Source organism: Serratia sp. BIGb0234, from assembly GCF_024809915.1.
GTDB lineage: Bacteria > Pseudomonadota > Gammaproteobacteria > Enterobacterales > Enterobacteriaceae > Serratia > Serratia liquefaciens.
Genome location: NZ_JANUEI010000004.1, coordinates 207,376 through 219,358, shown reverse-complemented (window position 1 = coordinate 219,358; position 11,983 = coordinate 207,376). Strand labels below are relative to the sequence as shown.

Sequence of the window (11,983 nt, the reverse complement as noted above, 5' to 3'; positions counted from 1 at the left end):
AGTCGATAATTGAGATACTGCGCCACCTCATTGAGGTTGATCTCCCTGAACCGCCTCCGGCGGTAAAATCAGTATAGATGCACCTACGCCAGAAGCAGGTTCGCGTTCCACACACCGGTAGGCTATATGTTAGGGATTATTCCTCCCGGAGATCCCCGTATGAGCAAGAAAAAGATCCTGATGCTGGTTGGTGATTACGCTGAAGATTATGAAACCATGGTGCCCTTTCAGGCATTGCAGATGATTGGTCATCAGGTGGATGCCGTCTGCCCGGACAAGGCCAAGGGTGATTACATCATGACAGCAATCCATGATTTCGACGGCGCGCAGACCTACAGTGAAAAACCTGGCCACCGTTTCACCCTGAATGCCGACTTTGCCGCGGCAAAAGAAGAAGATTACGACGCGCTGTTGATCCCCGGCGGCAGAGCGCCCGAGTATCTGCGCCTGAACCCGCAGGTGATCAAGCTGGTGCAGGCTTTTGACGCCGCACGCAAACCCATCGCCGCGGTGTGTCACGGCCCGCAGCTGTTGGCCGCCGCCGGGGTGTTGAAAGGCAGAACCTGCAGCGCCTATCCGGCCTGCGCCCCGGAAGTGCAGCTGGCCGGTGGCCACTTTGCGGATATCGGTATCGATCAGGCCCATATTGACGGCAATCTGGTGACCGCCCCTGCCTGGCCGGCGCATCCACAATGGCTGGCGAAATTTGCCGAGTTACTGGCACAATAACTCCGTTAAAAGGCCCGCAATTTCTTTGCGGGCCTGAAACTGCATTCGGCGCGATGAGTTAACTCATCCAATATTGGGAATATCGCGATATCATTTTAATTGTTCAATCAGAAAGTGGATGTCGTAAAGCCAGCGTTTGGCCCGTGCGGATCGCACCAGCATATAAACATACAATGGCCGGATCCTTTCCATTTCAAGATCCCAGTGATTCGCGCGACGATTTGATGAGGAGAACAATAACGCCGACTTTGACTCCTGACGAAAATACAGCTCATGATTGTAATTGCTGCTGTCGATGAGAAAGGCGTCGAAATAGCCACGCATCAGCGTTTCCGACATTGGCAAGGAGAGATGCAGCTCTTTGTTTATTTCCGTATTGAGAGTAACGGCAACCCCCTTTTTAAGCAGGCTGGGCGAATTATAGCGATCAATCACTGAAATGACCTGTTGCTGAATATCACTTTCCATTTCAACCTCAATATATTTGGCCGCGGGGATGATGCGATATTATTCAGACCCTGCTGATTGTGGCGAGTTCTCCATCGTCTGGTCATTTTCCCTTTCTTTACACTTCCACCACAGAATGAATATAAAAAAACGCAGCGCGCTATCATCACACTGCGTTATTTAATTATTGCCTGGGCTAAATCTTATTGGGTTAAAGATCTATTGTTGGCAACCACGCCATCGCCCTGCTTTTCTGCCGCGATGCCCCCACCCAGCACTTTATACAGAGTAATCAGGTTTTGATATTCGGTTTGGCGAGCAGCAATCAGCGACTGCTGGGCGGTATATAGCGTTCGCTGCGCGTCCAACATCACCAGATAGGTATCCACGCCATGGCGGTAGCGCAGCTCCGCCAGGCGATAATATTCCTGCGAGGCCGCCACATAGCCGGTTTGCGCCGCTAACTGTTCCTGAATTGTGCCCCTGCGTGCCAACGCATCGGCCGTTTCCTGGAATGCCGTCTGCACCGCTTTTTCATAGGTGGCGACGTAGAGGTCTTTCTGCGCCTTGGTGTAATTCAACTGCGCCGTATTATAGCCACCGGTAAAGATCGGCAGGCTGATGCTCGGTGCGAACGACCAAACGCCCGCCCCCTGACTAAACAGGGATGACAGTTCTCCACTGCCCACCCCGCCGCTGGCGGTCAGGCTGATAGACGGGAAGAACGCCGCTCTGGCGGAACCGATATTGGCATTGGCAGCCTTCAGGTTATGCTCGGCCTCCAGCACGTCCGGACGGTTCAGCAGCACCTGCGACGACACATTGGCCGGTATATCTTTCATGATGCCAGACAACGCTTCGATCCCATCAGGCAACAGGCTCTCCGGCACGCTTTGCCCGACCACCAGATCCAGCGCGTTTTTCGCCTGCGCCGCGCTGGTGGTGTAGCTGGCCACGTCTGAACGCGCCTGCTGATAGACCGTCTCGGCCGACGCCACGTCAACCATCGACAAAATACCGTTTTGCTGATTCTTGCGCGTTACCGCCAACGACTGTTTGGCACTTTCCATGGTGCCTTTGGCGGCGGCCAGATTGCTGCGTGCGGCCGCCACATTTACCCAGTCGGTCACGGTGTCGGCAATCAGTGCCAAACGGGTACTTTTCGCCGCTTCGGACTCCGCCAAATAGCTCTCGAATTTAGCGCGAGTCAGGCTGCGATTTTTGCCAAACAGATCCAGCTCGAAAGAACTGGTGCTTGCCGTCGCTTCGTAACTTTGGCTGATCGCCGTGGCATTGCCACTACCGGTCAATGCCCGGCCACGACTGCCGTCCACTCCGGCATTGATGGTAGGAAACAGATCGGCACGTTGCTCACCGTAGAGCGCCCGGGCAGATTCGATGTTGGCAATGGCCTCGCGTAAATCGCGACTGCTGCTCAGCCCCATCTCCACCACCTGCCGTAACCGGCTATCGACCACATAGTCACGCCATGGGATGTCCGGATAGCTTAATGACAATTTACCCGAGGGCGCAGTATAAGCGGCCCCTTGCGGCAGCGTTGAGGGCACCGGCGCCTGCGGGCGTTGATAATCCGGATCCAGCGAGATACACCCCGCCAGCACCAGCGGAAAGGTCAAAGTGATTAAACGTTGCAGCACGTTATTCTCCTGCCTGCGGCGCAGTGTTTTCTGTTTGTTTGGCGGAGGTTGTTTTGCGTGAAAACATCCGGCGTACCAATACGTAGAACAAAGGAACGAAGAAGATTGCCAGTAATGTCGCCGTAATGGTGCCGCCGATGATCCCGGTACCTATGGCGATCCGGCTGTTGGCCCCGGCGCCGCTGGAAACCGCCAAGGGCAATACGCCGGCGCTGAATGCCAGAGAGGTCATCAGAATAGGACGCAGGCGCATACGGGAAGCCTCAACGGCGGCGGCGATCAAGGCTTCGCCGCGCTGATAATTTTCTTCGGCGAATTCAACGATCAGAATGGCGTTCTTGGCCGACAGGCCGATGATGGTTAATAGCGCCACCTGGAAGTAAATGTCGTTTTCCAGCCCGCGCAGCGTGATTGCCAACAGGGATCCCACCACGCCCATCGGCACCACCATCATCACGGCAAACGGGATTGACCAGCTCTCATACAGCGCCGCCAGGCACAGGAACACCACTACCAACGAAATGGCATACAACGATGCCGCCTGCCCGCTGGTCAGGCGTTCCTGATATGACAACCCGCTCCAGGAGAAGCTGCTGGCGGAAGAGAACTGTGATGCCAGTTTTTCCATCTCGTCCATTGCCGTGCCTGAACTGGTACCGGGCGCGCCCTCGCCGGTGATTTCAAACGAGGACAGTCCGTTATAACGCGACAGGTTTTCCGGCCCGTAAATCCAATGTGAAGAGGCAAAGGCAGAGAACGGCGTCATGCTGGTCGTGCTGCTGGAGGTGCCGCGAACAAACCACTTATCGAGATCCTCCGGCTTTGACCGATACTCGACGTCACCCTGCATATAGACCTTTTTCACCCGGTTGCGGTCGATAAAGTCGTTGATGTAGGTGCTGCCGAACGCGCTGGTGAGCGTGCTGCTGACGTCGCCGGCGCTCAGGCCCAGCGCCTGCAGTTTGTCGTTGTCGATGTCTACCTGCAGCTGTGGCGTATCCGGCAGGGTGTTGGCGCGCACCGCGCTCAGACTCGGGTTTTTCCCGGCGGCGGCGATGATCTGGTCACGCATCACTTGCAACTCCGCACGGGTGGTAGCCCCTTTAGCCTGCAGTTCGAAGGTGAAACCGTCGGACTGGCCGAAACCGTCGATCGCCGGTGGGCTCATCGAGAACACCTGGGCATCGCGAATAGTGGCAAAGTGCGCCATTGCGCGTTTGGCAATGGCATCGGCGGTGTTGGCACTGCCGGGCCGCTGGCTCCAGTCCTTGAGACTGACGAAGGCCATACCGGCGTTTTGCCCGCTGCCGCTGAAACCAAAACCGTTGATGGTGAAAATGGTGCTGACGTTGGCCTTCTCGTCGGTGAGGAAGTAATCTTTTACCGCGTCGCTGACCGCCGATGTCCTGGCATCGGTCGCGCCGGCAGGCAAGGTGTATTGCACCATCACCACGCCCTGATCTTCATTGGGCAAGAAGCCGGTCGGCAGCCGCATATACATCACGGCGGCGGCAATCAGCAACAGACCATACAGCAGCAGATAGCGCATTGGGCTGTGTATCACCCGGGCGACCTTATCGGCGTATTTCTCCTGCAGACGGTTATAGCCACGGTTAAATTTACCCAGCAGGCCCTTATCGGTCAGATCGTCATGAGCTGGTTTGAGCAAAGTGGCACACAATGCCGGTGCCAGCGTCAGCGCCAGGATCACCGACAGCACCATCGACGCCACGATGGTAACGGAGAACTGACGGTAGATAACCCCGGTGGAGCCGCCAAAGAACGCCATCGGCAGGAACACCGCCGACAGCACCATGGCGATACCGACCAGAGCCCCGGTGATCTCCTTCATCGATTTTTCCGTCGCCTCACGCGGCGGCAGCTTCTCTTCCCGCATCACGCGCTCGACGTTTTCCACCACCACAATGGCATCATCCACCAATAGACCGATCGCCAGCACCATGCCAAACAGCGTCAGGGTATTGATCGAATAGCCGAAGGCGGCAAGCACGCCAAAGGTGCCCAACAGTACCACCGGCACGGTAATGGTCGGGATCAGCGTAGTACGCAGGTTTTGCAGGAACACAAACATCACGATCACCACCAACACCACCGCCTCTATCAGTGTTTTCACCACCTCTTCGATCGAGATATTAATAAAATCGGTGCTGTCTTTCGGGTAGGCCACCTTGTAACCGTTCGGCATTGAAGTCTGATATTCCGCCACTTTGGCTTTGACCAGCTTGGCGGTGTTGAGCGCATTGGCACCGGCGGCCAGCTTGACCGCAATCCCGGAGGCTGGATGGCCATTCAACCGGGCGCTGGAAGAGTAATCCTCGTTGCCCAACTCTACCCGCGCAACGTCGCCCAGGCGCACCAGTGCGCCGCTGCTGTCACTCTTGAGAATGATGTTGCGAAACTGCTCCGGCGTTTGCAGGCGCGACTGCGCTTTTACCGTGGCGGTCAGCTGCTGATCGGCACCGGACGGTAAATCGCCGACCTTACCGGCGGAAACCTGGGTATTTTGCGCTTCTATTGCCGTTGATACGTCGGAAGGCATCAGTGAAAAGGACGCCAGCTTGGTCGGGTCAAGCCAGATGCGCATGGCGTATTCCGATCCGAATACCTGCACATCGCCAACCCCTTCGATGCGCGACAGCGGATCCTGAATGTTGCTCACCAGATAGTCGGAAATGTCCGCCATGCTGGCCTTGTCGGTTTCATCATACAGACCGACGATCAGCAAGAAGCTGCTCTGAGATTTTTTGACCGTAACCCCTTGCGCGGTGACCTCGGTAGGCAAGCGACTTTCCGCCTGCTGCACCTTGTTTTGCACCTGCACCTGCGCGATATCCGGATCGGTGCCCTGGTCGAAGGTGACATTAATGCTCACAGAACCGTCGGAGCTGCTGGTGGCTGAAAAGTAAAGCAGCCCGTCCAGCCCGGTAAGCTGCTGTTCGATGACCTGAGTAACGCTGTTTTCCAGCGTCTCGGCATCGGCACCCGGATAGGTGGCGGAGATGGAAATCTGCGGTGGGGAGACGTCCGGATATTGCGAAATGGGCAGCGAGTTGATCGACATCAGCCCACACAGCATGATGATGATCGCAATCACCCAGGCGAAAACCGGTCGCCGAATAAAGAACTGCGCCATGGTTACTGCTCCCCGCCGTTAGCCGTCGGTTGTTTCACATCAACCGCTTTGACCTCAACGCCCGCAGCCACCTTATTGGTGCCTTCAACGATCAGACGGTCACCGGCATTCAGGCCCTTGCTGACCAGCCAGTTGCTGCCGATAACCTGCTCGGTAATGACCGTGCGTTGCTCCACTTTGTTTTGCGCGTTAACAACCAGCGCCGTGGCTTCGCCCTTGGCGTTACGGGTGATCCCCTGCTGAGGCGCCAAAATCCCCTTGGGGTTGACGCCGTTGTCTACCGTGGCGTGAACATACATGCCGGGCAGCAATTCGTGCTCGGGATTAGGGAACACCGCACGCAGGGTGACGGAGCCGGTCGACTCGTCTACCGCCACTTCCGTCAGCTCAAGTTTACCGGGGTGGGTATATGGCGTGCCGTCCTCGAGTTTGATGGCTACCGGCGTGACATCGTCACGTTGCAGCGATGCCTGCTGTTTACGCAGTTTGAGCAATTGACTGCTGGACTGAGTGAGATCGACATAAATCGGATCGAGCGCGCGAATGGTCGCCAGGGCGTCGGTCTGACTGGCGGTCACCAAAGCACCCGGCGTAACGGAGGAAATGCCGATACGGCCGGAGATAGGCGCGCGCACCTGAGTGTACGCGAGATTGATTTTGGCCGACTCCAAAGAGGCCTGATACTGTGCGACGGCGGCAACCGCCTCCAGATAGGTTGCCATGGCATCATCCGCATCCTGTTTGGAAACGCCATTCTCTTTTACCAGCGCGGCGTAACGCTGCGCCTTCAGGCGGCTGGACTTCACGGTGGCCTCAGCGCTTTTCAACTGAGCAGCAGCCTGATCGTAGCTGGCCTGATAGGTTGCGGGGTCGATCTGATACAGCACCTGCCCGGCCTTGACCTCGGCACCTTCGGTAAACAGGCGTTTTTTGATAATGCCGTCCACCTGAGGACGAACGTCCGAGGTCATGGTGGCGTTCACGCGGCCGGTCAAATCGCTGCTCAGCGTTACCGGTTGAGCCTGCAGCGTCGCGACACCCACGTCTTGCACGCTACCGGCGCCGGCGGGTGCTCCACCGCTCTGGCCATCACAAGCGGCCAGCAATAACGACAGGCTGACAAGTAAAACCTTTTTCCTTTGCATCGACTATCTATCCTATTGAGAACGTTTATTCTCAATATATAGAAAGCGCCCTTTTTAGTCTGACAGGGTTGCGTAAGGATTGCGTAAAATTGCATCGCAGAGCATGAGGAGAACCGGTGCGCGCCTGCTTTACGCACCGGTTTTGGCGGTTTTACTTATGGCGAAGCGGCACGTCTTTCAGCAACCAGGTCAATGCAAAGGCCAGTGCCATGACCCCGGCGGCAATCTGATACACCGAGTGGATGGCCCCGCCAAAGGCTTGCAAATAGTCGTTCTGCAACGTCAACGGCAGATGATGCACCGCCGCCGCGCCCAAAGAACGCGGTAACGCCGTTCCTTCAGGCAGCAAGCTGGCCAACCGACTGTGCAGCACATTGGTAAAAATCGCGCCAAACACGGCTACCCCGATGGATCCGCCGATAGAGCGAAACAGCGTAGCGCTCGAAGTGGCAACGCCCATGTGTTTTGGCTCGACGCTGTTTTGCGCCGCCAGGATCATCACCTGCATCACCATACCCAATCCCAACCCCAGCAGGCTGATGTAGAGATACAGCAGATGTACCGGCGTCGAGTTTTTCAGCGTCCCCAGCAGAATCATGCCTACCAGGGCACAGCAGGTGCCTATAATCGGAAAAATACGGTATTTGCCGCGCTTGCTGATTAACCGACCGCTAACGATGGAGCTGATCATGATCCCGCCCATCAGCGGCAGCAGCTGCATCCCGGCCTGGGTCGGCGTGGAATTCTTCACCACCTGCAAATACAGCGGCAGGAAAGTCACCGAACCAAACAGCGACATACCGACGATAAAGCCGACCAAGGCGCACAGCAAAAAGGTCCTGTTGCGGAATAAGTCGAGCGGAATGATAGGCTCGCTCGCCAGGCTTTCTTCGTAGATAAACCCGCCCAATGACACCAAACCAAAGGCCAAAATGCACCACAGCTGCCCGTCAGACCAGGCCATGACCGTACCGCCCTGACTGGTAAACAGAATAATGCAGGTCAGCGCGGCAGCCAGATAGCTGGCCCCCAGGAAATCGATTTCATGCTTGACCCGATTGACCCGGGATTGGAACACCGCGCCAATCACCAACAGCGCGAAAATCCCCAGCGGCAGGTTGATATAGAAAATCCAGCGCCATGAGAAATGCTGCACCAGCACCCCACCAATCAACGGGCCCACCACCGTCGCCAGGCCGAATACGCCGCCAAACAGGCCCTGATAGCGGCCGCGTTCGGCCGGCGGGATCACATCGCCCACCACCGCCATGGTGACGACCAGCAAACCGCCACCACCCAACCCCTGCAGGGCACGCATCAGGATAAGCTGGGTCATGTTTTGCGCCAATCCGCACAGCACCGAGCCGAGCAGGAAGACCACAATGGCAATCTGCAGCACGATTTTACGGCCGAACAGATCGCCGAACTTGCCATACAGCGGCACCACTATCGTCGATGCCAGCAAATAGGCGGTGACTACCCACGACAGATTTTCCAGGCCACCGAACTCGCCAACAATGGTCGGTAATGCCGTAGAGACAATGGTTTGATCGAGCGCCGCCAGCAACATGACCAGCAGCAATGCGAAGAACAACAGCCGGATCGAGGGCGCCTGCCCAGACGCCCTGCCGCTGTCTTCGCTGCCTGCCAGATGACCGATCCCCATTTAGATGAGCTCACTTGTAATTAATTAATCGAGTAATTAATATATGAGTGATTCTTTTCTCCGGTCAATGGATCTCACCGCGATGACAGCACAAAACGTTCAAGCCCCGCGCCGCCCTGGTCGGCCGAGCGGCGGCACCAAGGGCACAGAAAAACGCGAGCACCTGCTGGACACGGCGCTTAATTTGTTTGCCCGCCAAGGCATTGCCGATACTTCGCTCAATGCCATTGCCCGTGAAGCCGGCGTCACCCCCGCTATGCTCCACTACTATTTTCACAACCGCGAACAGCTGTTGGACGTGCTGATCGAAGAACGTTTCCTGCCGGTACGGCTGGCCGCCGGCAGCGTTTTCGACGCCAATGCGGACGATCCTATTGCCGCCTTCACCCAACTGGCCCAAAGGTTTATCGATATCTCCACCGCGCATCCCTGGTTCGCCCCGCTGTGGTTGCGAGAAGTGATGAGTGATAACGGCGTACTGAAGCAACGGATGGATGAGCGTTTTGGTGATGCACAGCGCAAAGCGGCCCTGAAGTCGATTATGCGCTGGCAGGCAGAAGGCAAGCTGAGTGCCGATCTGGAACCCTCTTTGCTGTTTATCACCCTGTTTGGCATGACGCTGCTGCCGCTGGCCACCGCGCCGAAATGGCACCGTGACAACAACAGCAGCAACGGCCCGCAGAGCGCTGAAGTCATCGCGCGGCATGCCATTGCATTATTAAGCTACGGGCTGGGACCGCAGCGCTAGAACGAGATCCATTTTGGTGCGACTCGCTCCTCCAACGAGCGTCATTTCGCATCGGTATGGCTCCTTGTCCTCTGCTACCGCTAACTGTCTAACTGGCACCCTTTTTGCTTTGGCTACTCCTGCTAATTTGGCTTGTTAATCAGGGGTAGCTTATGTTTCAAACAATTAGAGTGGCATTGATCTGCTTCACCTTCAGCTTTACCGGCGTGGCAAGCGCCGCCGGGGACTTACCGCACATCGTGATTTTAGCCACCGGCGGCACCATCGCCGGCTCTGCGGCCAGTAATACACAAACCACCGGTTATAAGGCTGGGGCACTGGGAGTGGAAACGCTGATTGCAGCGGTGCCGGAAATGCAGAAAGTCGCCCGCGTAGACGGCGAACAGATTGCCAATATCGGCAGCGAAAACATGACCAGCGATATCCTGCTCAAGCTGTCCAAGCGGGTCAATGAGCTGCTTTCACGCAGTGATGTGGATGGCGTGGTGATCACGCACGGAACCGATACGCTGGACGAATCGCCGTACTTTCTTAATCTGACGGTCAAGAGCAACAAACCGGTGGTGTTTACCGCCGCGATGCGCCCTGCCACGGCCATCAGCGCCGACGGCCCAATGAACCTGCTGGATGCGGTCACCGTTGCCGCCGACAAGCAGTCCGTGGGGCGTGGCGTTATGGTCGTTCTGAACGATCGCATTGGCTCGGCCCGTTTCAGCACCAAAACCAACGCCACCACGCTGGACACCTTCAAGGCCCCGGAAGAAGGCTATCTGGGCGTAATTGTCGGTGGCAAGCCCTACTTTGAAACCCGAGTCGACAAGATCCACACCACTCGCTCGGTATTTGACGTACGTGATGTCAAGGTGCTGCCAAAAGTCGACATTATTTATGGTTATCAGGACGATCCTGAATACATGTACGATGCGGCCATTCAGCATAAAGTGGATGGCATTGTTTACGCTGGCACCGGTGCCGGCTCGGTCTCAGTGCGCAGCTCTGCCGGGATCAAAAAAGCGGAGAAAGCTGGTGTGCTGGTGGTTCGCGCCAGCCGCACCGGCAGCGGTATTGTCCCCGAGGACAGCGGACAACCTGGCCTGGTGTCCGATTCGCTCAACCCGGCCAAGGCGCGTATTCTGCTGATGCTGTCGCTGACCAAAACCCATAATCCTCGCGTCATTCAGGATTACTTCCACACGTATTGATCCGCGTTCTCTCGACAGGGCCAAGGCTGGCCCTGTTGTAACAAGACTTAAATGGCCGGCAGCTGACTGGTCACGCAGTGGATGCCCCCACCGCCAGCGGCGATAGCGTCGATATTCAACTGCACCACTTCACGCTGCGGGTAAAGCGCCGTCAATAATGCCAAAGCTGCGGCATCCGCCTCGGCATCGCCAAACTCCGGGGCGATAATCGCGCCGTTGATGACAAAGTAATTGATGTAACCGGCGGCAAAATCCGCATTGCCCTTGCTGAAGCGGCTAGGGCGTGGATCCAGCGGTGGCGACACCGTATGCACCTGTATCTTGCGGCCATCGGCATCCGTGGCCTGTTTGAGGATCGCCAAATGATCCAGTGTGACCTGATGGTCGTAGGACTCAGGATCGCTGTCCAGATTGGCGATCACCACGCCTGGGCTGACGAAACGGGCGTAAAAATCGACGTGAGCGTCGGTAATGTCTTTGCCTTTAATCCCCGGCAGCCAGATGATTTTTCGCAGGCCCAGCATCGCTTTGAGCTCTTGCTCTACCCGCTCACGGCTCCAGCCAGGGTTGCGGTTGCGATTGACCCAACTGCTCTCGGTCATGATGCCGGTGCCATGACCATCCACCTCGATGCCCCCGCCTTCTCCTGTCAAGGCGCTGCGGCGCAGTGGGTTAACGCCGAAATATCTGGCCTGGAAAGCGGCCAACTGAGCATCTTTACCGTGCCGTTGCTTATTGCCCCAGCCGTTAAAGTTGAAGTCCACCGCCGCCAATTCACCCGCATTGTTGGTAACGAAATTGGCAGCGATATCGCGCATCCAAATATCATCGAGCTCGGTAATGACAAAGGTCACATTGTGGCTGCCGCATTTTATCTCCGCTAACTCCCGTTCACGTTCGCGACAAAATACCGTCAGCGGCTGGTAAACCGCGATAGCACGGGCAATGCGTCCCAGAGCATCTTGCACGTCCGCCGTGAACGCCCCCCAAATCGCCCGCTGTGCGCCAAAAGCGATAAAGGCGCATTGCTGAGGCTCACCCTCATCGGGCATGCGCCAGTTTCCGCCAGCCGTTTTCTGAGCCGCGTGGCTGGACAATGATGCCAGCCCCATCGAGGCCGTCAGGCTAATGCCGGCAATCAGGGAAGCCTGTTTGATAAATTCACGACGTGTTGACATGGTTTGCTCCTGTATTGCCGCCAAAAAAATAAGCTAAACTATTCAGCAAAAGACGG

At 56.7% G+C, this 11,983-nt stretch carries 9 protein-coding genes; 3 read left to right on the top strand and 6 right to left on the bottom strand.

All coding sequences use genetic code 11. The features are described from left to right. Nucleotides 1-159: 159 nt before the first annotated feature. Entirely contained in the window at nt 160-729 is a 570-nt protein-coding gene (locus tag M2407_RS17215; protein WP_115058795.1) for a DJ-1/PfpI family protein, read from the top strand. Nucleotides 730-819: 90 nt separating this feature from the next. On the opposite strand, the gene M2407_RS17210 is transcribed toward M2407_RS17215, so the two are convergent. From M2407_RS17210 to M2407_RS17190, 5 genes are all read right to left on the bottom strand, one after another. Beyond that, nucleotides 820-1,197 carry a DUF1493 family protein gene (locus M2407_RS17210; protein ID WP_020826946.1) on the bottom strand — a complete coding sequence of 126 codons (378 nt, stop codon included), beginning with the start codon at nt 1,195-1,197 and terminating at the stop codon, nt 820-822. A gap of 182 nt (nt 1,198-1,379) precedes the next feature. Beyond that, complete coding sequence (locus M2407_RS17205; RefSeq protein WP_142815182.1) at nt 1,380-2,834, bottom strand: efflux transporter outer membrane subunit; 1,455 nt, start codon at nt 2,832-2,834, stop codon at nt 1,380-1,382. 1 nt (nt 2,835) lies between these two features. After that, a complete protein-coding gene (locus M2407_RS17200; RefSeq protein WP_259218705.1) occupies nt 2,836-5,988 on the bottom strand; it encodes an efflux RND transporter permease subunit in 3,153 nt (1,050 codons plus the stop codon). 2 nt (nt 5,989-5,990) lie between these two features. Beyond that, nucleotides 5,991-7,133, bottom strand: coding sequence for an efflux RND transporter periplasmic adaptor subunit (locus M2407_RS17195; RefSeq protein ID WP_259218704.1), 1,143 nt, complete (start codon nt 7,131-7,133; stop codon nt 5,991-5,993). A gap of 151 nt (nt 7,134-7,284) precedes the next feature. After that, on the bottom strand, nt 7,285-8,799 hold the full coding sequence (locus M2407_RS17190) for an MDR family MFS transporter (RefSeq protein WP_259218703.1): 1,515 nt from the start codon (nt 8,797-8,799) through the stop codon (nt 7,285-7,287). Nucleotides 8,800-8,881: 82 nt separating this feature from the next. Between M2407_RS17190 and M2407_RS17185 the strand changes: the two genes are divergently transcribed. Together M2407_RS17185 and M2407_RS17180 are read left to right on the top strand one after the other, a co-directional pair. Next, nucleotides 8,882-9,547 (top strand): TetR/AcrR family transcriptional regulator, encoded by a 666-nt coding sequence (locus M2407_RS17185; RefSeq protein WP_020826951.1) that lies wholly within the window; start codon nt 8,882-8,884, stop codon nt 9,545-9,547. Nucleotides 9,548-9,699: 152 nt separating this feature from the next. Continuing rightward, on the top strand, nt 9,700-10,749 hold the full coding sequence (locus M2407_RS17180; RefSeq protein ID WP_259218698.1) for a type II asparaginase: 1,050 nt from the start codon (nt 9,700-9,702) through the stop codon (nt 10,747-10,749). A gap of 47 nt (nt 10,750-10,796) precedes the next feature. Here the strand turns inward: M2407_RS17180 and M2407_RS17175 are convergent, their stop codons facing one another. After that, a complete protein-coding gene (locus M2407_RS17175; protein WP_259218694.1) occupies nt 10,797-11,927 on the bottom strand; it encodes an agmatine/peptidylarginine deiminase in 1,131 nt (376 codons plus the stop codon). Nucleotides 11,928-11,983 lie beyond the last annotated feature (56 nt).